The 16,304-nt window shown below is 60.1% G+C and carries 16 protein-coding genes; 9 read left to right on the top strand and 7 right to left on the bottom strand.

What is annotated here, in order from left to right:
• Positions 1-6 precede the first annotated feature (6 nt).
• Both iolB and ACSBQS_RS22900 read right to left on the bottom strand, forming a co-directional pair.
• Positions 7-828 (bottom strand): 5-deoxy-glucuronate isomerase, encoded by an 822-nt coding sequence (gene iolB, locus ACSBQS_RS22905; RefSeq protein WP_033645320.1) that lies wholly within the window; start codon positions 826-828, stop codon positions 7-9.
• A gap of 77 nt (positions 829-905) precedes the next feature.
• Complete coding sequence (locus tag ACSBQS_RS22900; RefSeq protein ID WP_046687940.1) at positions 906-2,411, bottom strand: CoA-acylating methylmalonate-semialdehyde dehydrogenase; 1,506 nt, start codon at positions 2,409-2,411, stop codon at positions 906-908.
• Between the two features lie 556 nt (positions 2,412-2,967).
• Between ACSBQS_RS22900 and ACSBQS_RS22895 the strand changes: the two genes are divergently transcribed.
• Both ACSBQS_RS22895 and ACSBQS_RS22890 read left to right on the top strand, forming a co-directional pair.
• A complete protein-coding gene (locus ACSBQS_RS22895; protein ID WP_342165017.1) occupies positions 2,968-4,410 on the top strand; it encodes a sugar porter family MFS transporter in 1,443 nt (480 codons plus the stop codon).
• Positions 4,411-4,441: 31 nt separating this feature from the next.
• Complete coding sequence (locus ACSBQS_RS22890) at positions 4,442-5,278, top strand: TIM barrel protein (protein WP_197666847.1); 837 nt, start codon at positions 4,442-4,444, stop codon at positions 5,276-5,278.
• Between the two features lie 35 nt (positions 5,279-5,313).
• Here the strand turns inward: ACSBQS_RS22890 and fetB are convergent, their stop codons facing one another.
• The 5 genes from fetB to ACSBQS_RS22865 form a co-directional block, all read right to left on the bottom strand.
• Complete coding sequence (gene fetB / locus ACSBQS_RS22885; RefSeq protein WP_033645324.1) at positions 5,314-6,087, bottom strand: iron efflux ABC transporter permease subunit FetB; 774 nt, start codon at positions 6,085-6,087, stop codon at positions 5,314-5,316.
• On the bottom strand, positions 6,074-6,751 hold the full coding sequence (fetA, locus tag ACSBQS_RS22880) for an iron efflux ABC transporter ATP-binding subunit FetA (protein ID WP_033645325.1): 678 nt from the start codon (positions 6,749-6,751) through the stop codon (positions 6,074-6,076). Before fetA ends, fetB begins: the two co-directional genes overlap by 14 nt.
• A 189-nt stretch (positions 6,752-6,940) precedes the next feature.
• Positions 6,941-7,228, bottom strand: a complete 288-nt coding sequence (locus ACSBQS_RS22875; protein WP_033645326.1) for a FaeA/PapI family transcriptional regulator — start codon at positions 7,226-7,228, stop codon at positions 6,941-6,943.
• Positions 7,229-7,265: 37 nt separating this feature from the next.
• On the bottom strand, positions 7,266-8,375 hold the full coding sequence (locus tag ACSBQS_RS22870) for an FKBP-type peptidyl-prolyl cis-trans isomerase N-terminal domain-containing protein (RefSeq protein WP_434991362.1): 1,110 nt from the start codon (positions 8,373-8,375) through the stop codon (positions 7,266-7,268).
• A gap of 29 nt (positions 8,376-8,404) precedes the next feature.
• Positions 8,405-8,818 carry a hypothetical protein gene (locus ACSBQS_RS22865; protein WP_033651770.1) on the bottom strand — a complete coding sequence of 138 codons (414 nt, stop codon included), beginning with the start codon at positions 8,816-8,818 and terminating at the stop codon, positions 8,405-8,407.
• A gap of 757 nt (positions 8,819-9,575) precedes the next feature.
• On the opposite strand from ACSBQS_RS22865, the gene ACSBQS_RS22860 reads away from it, so the two are divergent.
• The 7 genes from ACSBQS_RS22860 to ACSBQS_RS22830 all read left to right on the top strand — a co-directional run bounded on the left by ACSBQS_RS22860 (position 9,576) and on the right by ACSBQS_RS22830 (position 16,293).
• Positions 9,576-10,106: a fimbrial protein gene (locus ACSBQS_RS22860; RefSeq protein ID WP_019455211.1), complete on the top strand. Its 531-nt coding sequence runs from the start codon at positions 9,576-9,578 to the stop codon at positions 10,104-10,106.
• A 91-nt stretch (positions 10,107-10,197) separates the two neighbouring features.
• Positions 10,198-10,749: a fimbrial protein gene (locus ACSBQS_RS22855; protein ID WP_033651771.1), complete on the top strand. Its 552-nt coding sequence runs from the start codon at positions 10,198-10,200 to the stop codon at positions 10,747-10,749.
• A gap of 86 nt (positions 10,750-10,835) precedes the next feature.
• Complete coding sequence (locus ACSBQS_RS22850; protein ID WP_046687943.1) at positions 10,836-13,322, top strand: fimbria/pilus outer membrane usher protein; 2,487 nt, start codon at positions 10,836-10,838, stop codon at positions 13,320-13,322.
• Between the two features lie 24 nt (positions 13,323-13,346).
• Entirely contained in the window at positions 13,347-14,093 is a 747-nt protein-coding gene (locus tag ACSBQS_RS22845; RefSeq protein WP_033645332.1) for a fimbrial biogenesis chaperone, read from the top strand.
• Between the two features lie 11 nt (positions 14,094-14,104).
• On the top strand, positions 14,105-14,716 hold the full coding sequence (locus ACSBQS_RS22840) for a fimbrial protein (RefSeq protein ID WP_033645333.1): 612 nt from the start codon (positions 14,105-14,107) through the stop codon (positions 14,714-14,716).
• Between the two features lie 14 nt (positions 14,717-14,730).
• Positions 14,731-15,735 carry a fimbrial protein gene (locus ACSBQS_RS22835; RefSeq protein WP_033645334.1) on the top strand — a complete coding sequence of 335 codons (1,005 nt, stop codon included), beginning with the start codon at positions 14,731-14,733 and terminating at the stop codon, positions 15,733-15,735.
• 18 nt (positions 15,736-15,753) lie between these two features.
• Positions 15,754-16,293, top strand: coding sequence for a fimbrial protein (locus ACSBQS_RS22830; protein WP_046687944.1), 540 nt, complete (start codon positions 15,754-15,756; stop codon positions 16,291-16,293).
• Positions 16,294-16,304 lie beyond the last annotated feature (11 nt).

Below are 16,304 nucleotides of genomic sequence, written 5' to 3'. Positions count from 1 at the left end.
AAGCGCCTATTGCGCGGCGGGGTAGCCGTCGCCGTTAATCCAGGCGTGGTCTTTTTCCCAGGTGAACTTCCACTGCCGCACCGGCCCGGCCATCACGTTGAGGTAATAGTTGTCGTAACCCGCCAGGGTCGCCACCGGGTGATAACCGCGCGGCACTTTCACCACGTCGCGATTGTAGACCGGCATGCACTCGTCGAGCGTGCGGTCGTCGGTATAGACGCGCTGCATGCAGAACCCTTGCTCCGGCTGAATGCGGTGATAGTACGTCTCTTCCAGATAGGTTTCGTCCGGCGAGTCTTCTTGATCGTGCTTGTGGCTCGGGTAGGAGCTGGTGTTGCCCTCGTCGGTGTAAACCTCCACCACCAACAGACTGTCGGCCGGCTCGCTGTCCGGCAGAATGTTGTGCACCAGCCGCTGGTTGCGCCCCTTGCCGCGCCGCTCCACGCCGATATCCGCCGGCGTGATCAGCCGTGAAGGCAGGTGGCCGCCGCCGGGCGCGCTGCACACCGCCAGCTCCAGATCGGTTTCCGCCCGCACGTCGATGCGATCGTGGTGCGGCACATACACCGCGTAAGGCGGCGTACGTTCGAACGGGCTCATGCGTTTGCCGATATGCGGGTATTCGGCGCGCCGCGTGGCGACGGAGGCGATACCGGCCACCAGCACCAGACACAGTTCCTTGTCGCCGCATTCCAGCTGCAGCGACTGCCCGGCGGCCAGGCGGTAAACGTCAAAGCCGACATAGCGCCAACCGGCATTTTCCGGCGTCACGTGCTGGATACGCCCCTCGGCGTTCGGCGTCTGACATTTGGCAAGCAGTGAAGACATTTCGATTCTCCTGTTAACTCGCAGTGCAAAGGCCGTTGCCCCGAAGGAGCAACGGCCTGGCCTGAGTGTGAAAGCGCTTAGCCCAGCGTCGGCATGCTGAATTCGGACACCGTCTGCTGCCCGGCCGGCCAGCGCGCGGTGGCGGTCTTCATGCGCGTGTAGAAGCGCACGCCGTCGGTGCCGTGCACGTTCAACGCGCCGAACACCGAGCGCTTCCAGCCGCCGAAGCTGTGGAACGCCATCGGCACCGGCACCGGCACGTTGACGCCGACCATTCCGGCCTGCACGTCTTGCACGAACTGGCGCGCATAGTGGCCGCTGCCGGTGAAGATGGCGCTGCCGTTGCCGAATTCATGGCCGTTCACCGTGTCGATGGCGGTGCGGTAGTCCGGCACCCGTACGATGCCCAGCACCGGCCCGAAAATCTCTTCGCGGTAGATGCGCATGTTCGGCGTCACATGGTCGAACAGCGTGCCGCCGACGTAGTAGCCTTCAGGATAGCCCGGCACCTGATAGTTGCGGCCGTCGGCCACCAGGGTGGCGCCTTCTTCCACGCCCAAATCGATGTAGCCCAGCACCTTTTTCTGGTGAGCGGACGACACCAGCGGCCCCATTTCATTCTCTTCGCCGCCCTGCTGCAAGCCCGGCCCGACGCGCAGCTGCGCGATCAGCGGCTTCAGTTTGGCGATCAGTTTATCGGCAGTGTCGTCACCAACCACCACGGCGATCGGCAACGCCATGCAGCGCTCGCCGGCAGAGCCGAACGCGCCGCCCATCAGCGCGTTGACCGTGGCGTCCAGATCGGCGTCCGGCATGACGATCGCCTGGTTCTTCGCCGCGCCGAAGGCCTGCACCCGCTTGCCGTGCGCGCTGGCGGTGGTATAGATATGTTCCGCCACGGTGGAGGAGCCGACGAAGCTCACCGCCTGAATGCGCGGATCGGTGCACAGCTGCGCCGCGTCTTCATTGGCGCAGTGCACCACGTTGAACACGCCGTCCGGCAAACCGGCTTCCTTCAACAGTTCCGCCAGGCGCACCGAGGCCGAAGGCACCAGCGCCGGCGGCTTGAGGACGAAGGTGTTGCCGCAGGCCAGCGCGATGGGGAACATCCACATCGGCACCATCGCCGGGAAGTTGAACGGGGTAATGCCCGCCACCACGCCCAGCGGCTGCATCAGCGAGAAGCTGTCGACGCCGCTGCCGACGTCCGGCGAATACTCGCCCTTGATCAGATGCGGGATGCCGCAGGCGAATTCGACCACTTCCATGCCGCGCGTCAGTTCGCCCAGCGCATCCGAATATACTTTGCCATGCTCGCTGACGATAAGCTCGGCCAGCTCGTCGCGGTGCTGTTCCAGCAGCGCCTTGAAATTGAACATGATGCGCGCGCGGCGCAGCGGCGTGGTGCGCGACCAGTCGGCGAACGCCCGATGGGCCACGTCGATGGCCTGTTTGACTTCGGCGGCGGTGCTCTGCGTGACGCGCCGCTCAACCTGCCCGCTGGCCGGGTTGTGCACGTCGACGGTCTGATTGCTGCTGCTCAGGCACACCTGCCCGTCAATAAAGTTACCCACGGTTTTCATGTCACGCCCTCTTTTCAAGTCCGCTGTCGCCTGGCCACACGCAGGCGGCGCGGCGTTAATCGTCCCGCTCGCCAAACCCCGTCGGCAAGCCGGCTACATCCTGACCGGATGCAGCAAACTCTATTTCATTGAAAAAAAAGTTTCAAATAAATTGTTTTGAAAAATTTGTTTTTAGTGCGTGAGGTCGCAATTTTGCGGTGTCGATCGGGTTGGCGCTTTCATTCCCGCGCCAATCAAGGCGCGGTTTCGCAGGAGAGTCCATCGCTAATGCACACTGACTTTGCTACAGAAAATCCGCACTGCGCCTGACCTGCGGCCGTTACCGCCTCCCTCCGAGCGCCCAAGGCGCCCGGATCGCTCGCGACGGTTTTTTTTGAACTGGATCTAAAAATCAATATTCCATTATTCACTAATTATGAAATAAATGTTCTTGTTTGTTCCAGCATTTATCAACGACATCGCCTTGATGACAGGCACGGTTCACACCCTTCCGCTCGCCCTCTTCCCGACACCCCAACCGTGCGGACGGAAGCCAGGATAAAAATCGGAGCAACACATGTCATATCAGCGTAAGCACAATACCGGCTACATATTGCGAATTTGCGGCATCGCCGCCCTGGGCGGCATTCTGTTCGGCTACGATACCGCCGTGATCTCCGGCGCGATCGAAGCGTTGAAAGCCTATTTCGATCTCAGCCCGGCCGAAACCGGCTGGGCCGTCTCCAACGTGGTGATTGGCTGCGTGGTCGGCGCCTTCGCCGCCGGGCCGCTGGCGGCGCGCTGGGGCCGTAAAAAGGCGCTGATGCTGGCGGCGCTGCTGTTCACCGTGTCCGCCGTCGGCGCAGCCTTGGCCCCGACCTTCACCTGGTTCGTCATCTACCGCATCATCGGCGGGCTGGCGGTCGGCATTGCCGCCACCGTGTCGCCGATGTACATGTCGGAGGTGTCGCCGAAAGACATGCGCGGGCGGGCGCTCAGCATGCAGCAATTCGCCATCGTCTTCGGCCAGATCGTGATTTTCTACGTCAACTTCAAAATCGCCAGCCTCGCCAGCGAAGCCTGGCTGGTGGAAATGGGCTGGCGCTGGATGTTCGCCTCGGGCGTGATCCCCTGCATTCTGTTCTGCATCCTGGTATTCGTCATTCCTGAATCGCCGCGCTGGAACGTGATGATGGGCCGCGACGATCAGGCGCTGGCGATGTTGACCAAGGTATCCAACGCCGCCCACGCGCAGAATCTGCTGAAAGAAATCAAAGACTCGCTGCAGCAGGATCAACAGCAGCAGCACCGGAAGCTGAACTACGGCGATGTGCGGGTGCGGTTCATTCTGTTCGTCGGCTGCATGATCGCCATGTTGCAGCAGGTCACCGGCGTCAACGTGATGATGTATTACGCGCCGGTGGTGCTGAAAACCGTCACTGAAAACGCGCAGGAAGCGCTGTTCCAGACCATCTGGATCGGCGTGCTGCAGCTGGTCGGTTCGGTCATCGGCGCCATGCTGATGGATCGCATGGGCCGCATTCCGCTGATGCGTTACGGCACGCTGGGCGCCATCGCCGGCCTGCTGCTCACCTCGTACGCGCTCTACACCCAGGCCACCGGCTATTTCGCGCTGTTCGGCATGCTGTTCTTCATGGTGTTTTATGCGCTGTCCTGGGGCGTCGGCGCCTGGGTGCTGGTGTCGGAAATCTTCCCGAACCGCATGCGCGCGCAGGGGATGAGCATCGCCGTCGGCTGCATGTGGGTCGCCAACTTCGCGGTGTCGCAGTCGTTCCCGATGATCAACGACCACCCTTACCTGTTCTCGCATTTCCACGGCGCCTTCCCGATGTGGATCTTCGCCGCCTGCTGCCTGTTCAGCTACTGGTTTATCGGCCGCTATATTCCGGAAACCAAAGGCGTCTCGCTGGAAAAAATGGAGCAGGTGGTGCTGGCCAAACGCCACCGCCAACCCCTGCCCGACGGTAAGCCGCTGCCGCTGGAAAACGGCAAATCCTGATCTCTCACCCCTGACCGCTGGAGTCATGCCCATGAACATTGCGCTGAACCGCTTCTGCATTAACCGCAAGATCGCGCCGAATCTCGATCTGGACAATTTTTTCCGCCTGGTGAAACGCTGCGGGCTCAGCAAAGTTGAGCTGCGCAACGACATGCCCAGCGGCAAGGTGACCGACGATCTGAGTAACGCGCAGCTCAACGCGCTCGCCGCGCAATACGGCATTGAAATCGTCACGATCAACGCCCTCGGCATGTTCAATCGGGTGGATGACCCGGCGGCGCTGCAGCAGCGCGCCGAAGCGTTGCTGGCGCAGGCGCAGGCTATCCACAGCCGGGCGCTGGTGCTGTGCCCGCACTGCAGCGCCGACGACACGCGCAGCGAGCAGCAAAAACGGGACGACACCCTCGCCGCGTTGCGTCTGCTGGCGCCGCTGTTTGCCCGCTATGGCGTGCAGGGATACGTCGAACCGCTGGGCTTCGGCATCAGCTCGTTGCGATCGTCGCTGCTGACCCAAGCGATCATCCGCGATTCGGGCGCGCCGTACCGCATCGTGCTCGATACGTTCCACCACTACCTGAGCGATGTGACGCAGGCCGACTTCGACGCGCAGATCCAGGTGGCGCAGATCGGCCTGGTGCATCTGTCCGGCGTGGAGGACGGGCGGGATAAAGGCGCGTTGAGCGACGAAGAACGCATTATGCTGAGCGAGGGCGACCGGCTGGAAAGCCGCCGCCAGGTGCAGAACCTGGAACGCCTGGGCTATACCGGCGTCTATGCCTTCGAGCCCTTCTCTTCACAGCTGGACGGCTGGAGCGAGGCCGATATCGAACGGGAAATCCGCCAGAGCATCGCCCTGCTGCAAGGGTAAAAAAACGGCCTCCGCGGAGGCCATTTTTCATGGCGTTACTTCAGGTTGCCGACCACCAGCTGATGGCGCTCATTGTAAAACTTACGGTAAGCCAGATAGCAGGCGATGATGGTCGACAGGCTGGCGGTGGAAAGCAGCATGAAGGTCACCATAATCTGATATTTGATCGCTTTCACCGGATCGATGCCGGCGAAGATCAGCCCGGACATCATGCCCGGCAGGCTGACCAGCCCAACGGTTTTCGCCGAGTCGACGGTCGGGATCAGCGAAGCGCGGATGCTGTCGCGGATCAGCGCCGCCGACGCGAACTTGGGCGTCGCCCCCAGGCTGAGCATCTCCTGAATCTTCTGCTGCTCGCTTTTGAAACGCTGGCCGAGGTTGGTGTAGCACAGCCCCACCGCCACCATGGCGTTGCCGGCGATCATCCCGGAGATGGGGATCACCTGCATCGGCGTAAATTCGATGGAGCCGGTCAATACCAGCACCGCCAGCGTCAGCACCGCGCCGGTGGTAATGGCGATAAACGACGTCACGAACGCGTGTTCGACATACTTGCTGCGTTTCTTGGCGTTGTAGGCCGCGTTAAAGCAGATGAACAGCACCATCAACACGGTGAGAACGGCGTTATCCAGGTCGAAAATATACTTCAGCACGTAGCCGACGATGATCAGCTGCACCACCGCGCGGCAGATGCTCCAGATGATGTCCTTTTCCAGCGCCAGCTTTTCCCGGTGGCTGATCAGGATGGCGACCACCACCAGCACCATCGACAAGCCCAAGGATTCGTTGGTGATATTATGCTGATTCATGCTGTTGCTCCTGTGGCTCGGCGCCGTGCGCGCGCAGGGTGATCACCTCGTCCGCATGCGCTATCTCTTCGGTATCGTGCGTCACCCACAGCACCGCCAGCCGGTGTTCCGCCACCAGCTGATGCACGATTTCGTTGACGTTGCGCTTATTTTCCTCGTCCAACGCGCTGGTGATCTCATCGAGCAACAGCACCCGCGGCATAAACTGCAGGTTGCGGATCAGGGACACGCGCTGCTTCTCCCCGCCGGACAGTTCATTGATGCTTTTCGTCAGCATCGCCTCCGGCAGGCCGAAACGCGCCAGATCGGCCTTCATTTTTCGCTCGGCCGGCGGTTCCTGGCGGATCTGATACGGCAGCGCCAGATTGTCGTAAACCGTATTGCCGAACAGCGCCGGCGTCTGGAAGCAATAAGAGACCTGCTTGCGATACGCCTCCGGCGACATCTCGTCGATCGCCTGGCCGTCGAAATAGAGGCTTCCGCTGGTCGGATTCATTAAGGAAGAGATGATTTTCAGCAGCGTGCTTTTTCCGCAGCCGGAAGGCCCGGTGATCAGTTTGAACTCGCCCTCACCCAACGTGAAAGAGACGGAGTCCAGGATCACCTGGCGGTCTATTTGATAATGAATATCATCCAATCTCAGTATGTCTTTCTTTTCCTTCATTACGATGCCAGCTCCCTACACCTGTTCCCGTCTGAGCGATAAGTATATGGTCGCAAAAAACATCTTAGCAATGCCTGCGCGGAGGGCGGAAAGCGGAGAGGAGGATTGGCGGAGCGAAATGCCCCGCCAAATAATAAGATTAATTAATGTTTAGCTGTAAGATAGTCAAAAGCGACCGTCAGGGTCGAATCACTCTTTTTTTATCGCTGCCTGTTCGTCGCAGCTGTACCAGCGTAGAGAATTGTTGATGCTGCGGTGGGTGCAGCGGACCTTGCCCTCCTTTTCCAGCGCCAGCAGCAGGGTGCGGGTGGTATAAATGTTTTCACCACATTTATCCGCCAGCTCGCGGGTCTTCGGCCACTGCTCCGGCGGGGGATGATGGCCGCCGGAGCCTTCCACACGATCCCTGCACAATCCTTGCAACACATTCAGCATCAGCGATTTTCTGCTTTCAAACGTTTTCGGCGCCTTGGCCATAGCATTCCTCCTGAGTGGTTACTGCTGAGCTCCCCGCTCACGACTGCACGTCAGCGATGCGCAGGGTATAAATCATGGTGGCGTCCGGAGGGATCGCCGGCGGGCTGCCCTGCTTGCCGTACGCCAGCGCCGGCGGCACCACCAGCGTGATCGAGCCGTGGCGCTGCAGCTTCTCGATAGCCGCGCGAAACAGCGGCGGATAGCGCGTCAATGGCTGCGAGATCACCGTTCCCGCCAGCTCCATGTCTTTGATCACCCGGCCGTCGGTCAGGCTTTCGCGCACCACGATATCCACCCGATCGTCGGCGCCGATCGCACCGCTGCCGGCATAGTCCACCCGGTAGTAGAAACCGAGCGCATCTTGCTTGACTCCCTCCTGGCGGGCGAAATCGGCCAGATAGGCCTTGCCGTCCGGAGGGGGAGCCTGTGTCTGTTGCGTCTGCTGCAAACGTTGCTGCACCGTGCGCAGCGCGCTGTCGATGGCGGCCTCATCCAGCCGCAACCGCCCGGCCAGGGTATCGGCGATGCCCGCCAGCAAAAGCCGCCGATCCGCCTCCAGTCCCGCACGCCGGTTCTCCTGTTGCAGATGCAAAATATCGCGCCCCAGCGATACGCCGGCGGCATACGCCTGCTTGTCCGCCTCGCTGGCCAGCACCGGGGCCTCAGCCGCCTGCCGCCGCTCAGCCAGCAAGGTGTCTACCCGCTGTCGTTGCTGTGCCAACTGCGCCGTCAAGCTTGCGCTGCGCTGTTCGGCCCGCGTGAGCGAAGCGGCCAGCGCGGTGACCTCAGGCAACGGCGCAACGGCCTGCCGCAACGCCTTCAGGGCATCGGCCAGCGGCCGAATATCGACATCGGTCCGCGCGCTTTTCGGCGCCGCGGCGGCCTGAGCCGCCGCCAACTGGCGCTCCAGCTGACGGATTTTCTCCGCCTGCTGTTGTACAGAGTGCTTCAGAGAAGTTAAACGAGCGCCGTCTGCCCCCGCGACGGCGGCCGGTTTGGCGGCCGGTGCGGGCGCCGGTTTACGCGCGGTTTCCTCCTTGAGCGCGGCCGGCGGAGCCTGCCGCTGTTCGGCAAACTTCAACAGGGCGGGAATGCCGTCGTCAGCGGCGCAAACGGCACCGCTCAGCGCCAACAGCCAAAGCCCCATCGCCCATCTTTGCGCGCATCGCTTCATGGCTACAGATTCTCGACCCGGTTGGACAGATCGGACATCAGCTCATGTTCAACGTCGGCGCAGAATTTCTCGGTTTTATATTGATAAAGAGCATCAATCGCTTTACGGGTGCTTTCATCCACATTGCCGCGCACGCCGGCATATCCGGAAGCGTTGGAAAGCAGACCGTTAAAATAGGCAATGCGTTTTTGGTAACTCTGCGGATTAATATTTTTTAATGAGTTAACCCGTTGCTGGCAAAGCGCGATACGTTGTTCATCGGATTTATCATTAGGATTGTTCTGTGAAAGTTTTTTCACGGAATTCAGGTTTGTCTTGCTACCGCCCACGCAGCCTGACAGCGACATGACAGACAGTAAAAATATAGCAGAAACTACCGTGCGGCGGCCGCCGCAAGCATTAATCATCGTTATCATTCCGTTTATAATCCTTTAATTGTCACTTAGGTCATCATTATGTGGCGAACGGCAACAGCACATGCCTTAATTTGATTAATCAAAATGGGTTAGGCAGTGAAAAATCCCTATACCGCAGTGCGATAGAATAATTCACTACCGATGACATTGTTATTTAATTGTTAATGAATTAGACCTAAACGCGGGCTAAACACGAATAAAAAAGCCAATCCCTTAGGGGAAGAAAACCACTAAACAACAATAAAAACAATAGATTATGTTTTATATTTTGTTTCTAAAGGGAAATTCATCATCTGCTGCCTCAGGGCGATATTAGCAAAACAATATGGCGAATTGTAGGTATCAGCCTATTTCCCCCGATCTAATATCTCGCATATCGTTATTTATATAGTGATTTATACTGGATAATATTTGTATACGATCTATTGGTTTTAAAGCAAATATATTTCTTTTTCCTTTTGGTTTTATATTCTGAATTTGACTTAATTTAATAAAATCTATTTCCAAGCAATACTATTATTTGCAAGAATATTCCCAGCAACACGCCACACGTAAAACTCGTATTTTATTTACCAGAAAATCCATTGTCGATTTTCCCAATCTCGTTATTTCTCATAAATAACGGATGTTGGCGTATTGCCCAGAGCAAAAGGATCTGGCTCCAACCGTACGGCCGGCGACATGACGTTGCCACCGCTGCGGGGGATTTAGATGTGCTGTTCTTTTTATTTAAAAACTCTCTACAGGAACCTGAGAAATGAAACTGAATAAATTAATGCTGGCAACCGTGATTGCTTTCGCTTCTGCATCTGTTGCTCACGCCGCATCTAATCAGGGCAGCGGTAAAGTCACCTTTACCGGCGAAATTATCGATGCGCCATGCAGCGTCGCGCCGGAATCCGTTGACCAAACCGTACCAATGGGCCAAATCAGCAGCCGCATCCTGGCTAACCAGGGTAAATCCAGCATGCAACCTTTCAACATCGAACTGAAAGATTGCTCCATCTCCACCATGAAAAACGTCAAGGTGACCTTTACCGGCACGCCTGATCCGGTCAACAACAAACTGCTGGCCCTGAGCGGCACGGCAACCGGCGCCGGCATCGTGATCTACGACAACCTGCACTCCAAGGAAGTGGAACTGGGCACGGCAACCGACGGTCAGGGCCTGAACGACGGCGACAACTCGCTGAAATTCGCCGCTTACCTGCAGGGCAGCAGCGCCTCCGCCGCCGTGGTGCCGGGCGACTTCACCAGCGTGGCCAACTTCACCCTGGCTTACCTGTAATACCCCACAGGGGATGTCTCAGGGCATCCCCCGCTTGATTGCATGCCGACGAGAGCGGCAAGGGAACAGGGCAAGACAGGGAGACGCCAGCATGACTATCCGCCTTTGCGGCCTGTTGCTCATCGCGCTCAGCGTAGGCAGCGCGGCGGCGGCAGTGAAAAATCAGGGCCACGGCAAAGTCAGCCTAGGCGGCACCATCGTTGAAACGCCGTGCGGCATCGCCAGCGACAGCCTGGATCAAACCGTCGATTTCGGTCTGATCGCCATGACCGATGCCTCGCAGGACGGGCAATCGGTGCTGATCGGCAGCCGCCGTCATTTCACGATCAAACTGGTGAACTGCGAACTGGCCAGCCAGGTGAAGCCTGACTTCATCTATCGCGCGGCCAACGTCACCTTCGACGGCACCGCCGACAGCCGGGATCCTTCCCTGCTGGGCGTCTACGGCGAGGCGCAGGGCGTGGCTATCGAGCTGTTGACCGATGCCGGCACCCCGATCCCGCTCGGCAGCACGACGGCGGATTACCAGATCGTCGCCGGCGACAACACGCTGCGTTTTGGCGCGCAGTTGCGCCTGCATCCCGATAAGGCGCGGGCGGGCGGCTTCAGCTCTCTGGCCAAATTCACCCTGTCTTATCTCTAGCGCCGGCGGGCGCTGCACAGCATTACGTATTCAGGTCGCACGGATGACCTGCTATTGGGCGCGGACTTGCCATGAGTGATTATGCTATGACGTCATTACTGACACGGAAACACCTACCTCTTCTCGTCATTCTATCTTTCCTCTGGGTGCGTCCGGCATTTTCCGCCACGGAATTCAATACCGACGTCCTGGATATCGGCGAGCGCAGCAAAGTGGATCTTTCGCGTTTCTCCGATGCCGACTACGTCATGCCCGGCGCTTATTTGCTGGACATCAAGATCAACCAGAAAACGCTGCCCCAGCGCAGCATTCAGTATTTCCCGTCGCCGGATAACAAGAGCGGCAGCCAGGTGTGCCTGCCGCCTGATCTGGTGGAAAAAATGGCGCTGAAAGAAGAAGCGGCCAAAAAAGTCACCCTGTGGCACGACAACCAGTGCGCCGACATTCGCGGCATCAAAGGCGCGACCGTCTCCGATCGCATCGGCGGCGGCGTGCTGGCGATCACCATCCCGCAGGCGTGGATGAAATACTCCGATCCCGACTGGACGCCGCCCGAACAGTGGGACGACGGCATTCCCGGCCTGCTGCTGGACTACAACCTGAGCGGCCAGTTAGGCAAGCAGAATCACAACAACAACACCGCCCAGAACCTGAGCAGCTACGGCACGCTGGGCGCCAACCTGGGCCCCTGGCGCCTGCGCGCGGACTACCAGGCCAATTACAATCAGCAGGCCGGCGATCGCAGCACCGGCTTCGACTGGAACCAGATCTACGCCTACCGCGCGCTGCCGATGCAGGCCGCCAAGCTGACGCTGGGTGAGATTTATCTCGACTCCGGGGTGTTCGACGCCTATCGCTTCACCGGCCTCAATCTGGCCAGCGACGAGCGCATGCTGCCGCCGAACCTGCAGGGCTACGCGCCGGAAGTGCGCGGCATCGCCAAGAGCAACGCCAAGATCACCGTCTCGCAGGAAGGCCGCACGCTGTACGAAACCACCGTGCCCGCCGGGCCGTTCGCCATTCAGGATCTCAACAGCTCGGTGCGCGGCAAGCTGGACGTCAAGGTGGAAGAGCAGGACGGCACCGTCTCGACCTTCCAGGTGGATACCGCCACCATTCCGTACCTGACCCGCCCGGGCTACGTGCGCTACAACGTGGCGCTCGGCAAAACCTCGGCCTACGACCACCGCACCCAGGGCCCGCTGTTTTCCGCCAGCGACTTCTCCTGGGGGCTGAGCAACGCCTGGTCGCTGTATGGCGGGGCGCTGCTCGGCGGCGACTATAACGCCTGGGCGCTCGGCCTCGGCCGCGATCTGAACGTGTTCGGCGCCATGTCGTTGGACGTCACCCAGTCGATCGCCCGTCTGCCCGGCGAGCCGACCGCCAGCGGCATGTCGTTCAAGCTCAACTACGCCAAACGGTTCGATGAGCTGAACAGCCAGATCACCTTCGCCGGCTACCGCTTCTCGCAGCGCAAGTTCATGAACATGTCGCAGTACCTGCAGGAGCGTTACGGCGATTACGACAAGAATTACAACGGCCGCCAGAAAGAGCTGTACACCATCACCGCCAGCAAAACCTTTATGGCGGAAGACAGCGCCAAGGCGATCACCGCCTACCTGACCTACTCGCACCAGACCTATTGGGATGCGCGAACCCAGGACCGTTACGGGCTGTCGGCCAGCAAGCTGTTCAGCGTCGGCGATATCAGCAACATCACCGCCTCGCTGTCGGCTTACCGCACCTATTACCAGGGCCGCACCGACGACAGCGTGATGCTCAACTTCACCGTGCCGATCGGCGACCGTCGGCGCGTCGGTTATGCGCTGCAAACCAACAACGGCGATGTCACGCAGACCGCGTCGTACAACGACTACAGCGATCCGGACAATACCTGGCAGGTCAGCGGCGGCTTTAATCAGTCCGGCAAATCGCTGGCGCGCGGGTACTACACCCACAACGCCTCGTTTGGCTCGCTGAACGCCAGCGCCTCTTACCAGCAGGACAGCTACTCGTCGATCGGTGGCTCGTTCCGCGGCGGCCTCACTGCGACCCGGCACGGCATCGCGGCGCATCAGAACTCGAGCAACGGCGGCAGCCGCATGATGCTCGACACCGACGGCATCGCCGGCGTGCCGATCAACAACGGCCGCGCCTACAGCAACCGTTTCGGGCTGGCGGTGATTTCCGACATCACCAGCTACTACAACACCGACACCCGCATCGACGTCAACAAGCTGGCGGACGACGTCGAGGCCACTCGCGCCGTGGTGCAAGGCACGCTGACCGAAGGCGCCATCGGCTACCGCCACTTCGAGGTGGTGAAAGGCAGCAAGCTGTTGGCCACCATTCGCCTCGCGGACGGCAGCGAACCGCCGTTCGGCGCCGCGGTGCTGAGCGAGAAAGGCCGCGAGGTCGCGGTGGTCAACGACGGCGGCTCGGTTTACCTGACCGGCGTGCAGCCGGAGGAAAAACTGGACGTCGCCTGGGAAGGCCAACGCCGCTGCCGCATCGTGATCCCGGGCGCCGCCAAGCCGCTGGACCAGCTGCTGCTGCCGTGCGCCACCCTGTAATCCGTAACGCTGAGAAATAATGACATGAACAAACACCCGATAACGCTACTGACCGCCGCCGGCCTGGCCCTGAGCGCCGTACTGCCCACCGCCGACGCGGCGATATCGCTGGATCGCACGCGCGCCGTTTATGTGAGCGACGCCAAATCGATCAGCCTGAATATCGTCAACGAAAACAAAGAGCTGCCCTTCCTGGCGCAGTCCTGGCTGGAGAACGAGCAGCACCAGAAAATCACCTCGCCGCTGGTGGTGCTGCCGCCGCTGCAGCGCGTGGAACCAAGCGAGCGCAGCGTGGTGCGCATCACCAAGACGCCGGAGGCGGATCGCCTGCCACAGGATCGCGAGTCGGTGTTCTACTTCAACCTGCGCGAGATTCCGCCGAAAAGCACCAAAACCAACGTGATGCAGCTGGCGCTGCAAACGCAGATCAAACTGTTCTATCGGCCGAAAGCCATCGTCGCGCCCAAGGGCCAGGTGTGGCAGGAAAAGCTGGTGTTCCGTAAAAGCGGCGGCGCCATCACCGTCGACAACCCGACGCCGTTTTACATCACCCTGACCGGCATGACGCGGCAGACGCAAAAACAGGGCGGCGGCGCGATCGGCGGTTTTCAGCCGCTGATGCTGAAGCCGAAATCCAGCGAAAGCCTCAAGCTGCAAGAGACCGGCATGAACAGCTTCGTCATCACCTACATCAACGACTACGGCGGCCATCCGGAGCTGCGCTTCGTCTGCAATGGCGGCGTTTGCACCGCCGTGCCCGAGAAAAAATAAGGAGGTCCAGCATGGCTGAATTCACCGATCGACTGCGCCCGCTGCTGCTCGGCGCACTGCTGTGCGGCGGCGGCGCGATGGCGGCAACGCCGCTGGGCGTGATCGAAGGCACCACCGGCACCGTCAGCTTTCACGGCGGCCTGCTCAGCTCCCCCTGCAGCCTGACGCCGGACAGCCGGGATCAATCCGTCGATCTGGGCGACGTCAGCGCACGCGACTTCCGCAACGCCGGCGATCGCAGCGCGCCGGTGCGTTTTCGCCTCTCGTTCCGCAACTGCCTGCTGGGCGCGCGCGCGCTGGCGGATAACCCGGCCGGCCCGCGCAACGGCGACGCCGGCCGCCTCTACCTGCAGGGAGAGCAGGCCGCCACGCTGGTGTTTCTCGGCGAAAGCGATGTCGACAACCCATCGCTGCTGAAGCTGAACGGCGGCGTGCAGGGCATCGGTCTGCGGCTGCAAGACCAACAAGGCCAGGCGCTGGAGCTGAATCAACGCAGCCGCCCTTACATTCTGCAACCCGGCAGCAACACCCTGTGGTTCAGCGCCAGCGTGGAATCCACCCAGCGGGCGGTGATGGCGGCCGGGTTCGCCGCCGTGGCGCACATTCAGGTGATTTACCTGTGAGGCTCGAGAACGCGATGAAAACACAACTGACCAAACTCTGCCTGCCGCTGGCGATCGCGCTGGCGGCCCCCGCCGCCTGGGCCAACGGCTACGTCACGCCGGACGGCGGCCCCAAACAGTTCTATATCGATCTGAATCAAAGCAACATCACCAACCAGGTGGGGTTCACCAAACAGTTTCCCTATTCATTAGGCGGTACCTATACCGGCAAGGCCTACTGCGATACGCCGATCCCCCGAAGCCCGCACTTTTACAAGTCGGATTCGGCGCTGCCCCCCTCTGACTACGGCAACGGCTTCTTGCAGTTGAACGACTTCCTGGATTTAAAAGCCGAAGTGTGGATTGCAGGTAATAAGAAGGCCTATGTCACGGTGCCTTTTTACAACGAATCCAACGAGTATCCCAATCACAGTTGCTCACCGCCCTATGTGCAGGTCAACAACTATGAAAGCGGTTCAAAAGGCCGCATCACCTTCCGGGTGCGCAAAAAGATCATCAACGGCGTCGAGATTAACGATCGGCAGATCATCGAGATGTTCGGCCGCCTCGGCTCAACCGACGGCGGTTTCGGCCCCAATCCGATGGCGCAGGTGTTTATCCAGTCCGCGATCCTTTACGTGCCGGATAAATGCGTGGTGAACGAAGGCCAGCTGATCAACGTGGAGTTCGGCGAAATCGGCGGCAGCGATCTCAACGGTTCGAACTACCCGCAAAGCATTCCGGTGCGTTTCCAGTGCGAGGGCGGCAGCTTCGAGGACGGCACGCTGAACATCAAGCTGGCGGTCTCGGGCACGGCCGCTTCCTTCAGCAACGAGGTGTTCAAAACCGACAAGAACGATCTCGGCATCCGGCTAACGCACAACGGCCAGCTGGTCATTCCGAACGAGTTTTACCCGGTGCCGAACATCGGCAACGGCGGCTCCTGGAACCTGGTGGCGGCGCCGTTCGCCAACGGCGGCGCGGAGATCGGCGAAGGGGAATTCAACGCGTCGGCCACCATCGTGGCGGCATTCCAGTAACCGAGGGAGGAACGGAAAATGCGTCTACGCGCTTTAGCGCTGCTCAGCTGCGCGTCCTGGTGGTTTGCCGCCATGCCGGCGGCGGCGAACACCGAGCTTATCGGCGCGCCGGTGCAGTTCCACGGTACCGTGGTGAGCCGGCCGTGCAATATCGAACCGCAGTCCGCCGATCAGCTGGTGGAGATGGGCACGGTGATCGTCAAAACCCTGTATCGCTACGGCCACACCACACCGGTACCGTTCAGCATCAAGCTGACCGACTGCAAGACCACGGTATTCAAATCCGTCAGCGTAACCTTCAGCGGCACCGAAGACGGTGAGCTGCCGGGCAAGCTGGCGATCAACAACGGCGCGAACGGCGCCGCCATCGCCCTGTTCGATCATCAGGGCGCAGACATCGATTTGAATAAGGCCACCAGCGCCGTCGCGCTGCAAAACGGCCCCAACAGCCTGAACTTCACCGCCTACGTGCAAGGGCGGCCCAGCGCGATTCAAAACCAAAGCATTACCGAAGGCGAATTCACGTCCATCGCCAATTTTGTGCTGGCGTACCAATAAGCCCCGCACCG

This window comes from Serratia sp. H402Y, assembly GCF_051172415.1.
GTDB classification, from domain to species: Bacteria; Pseudomonadota; Gammaproteobacteria; order Enterobacterales; family Enterobacteriaceae; genus Serratia; species Serratia ureilytica.
Note: the sequence above shows the minus strand (reverse complement) of the source record. Positions and strands in the feature narration are given on the sequence as shown.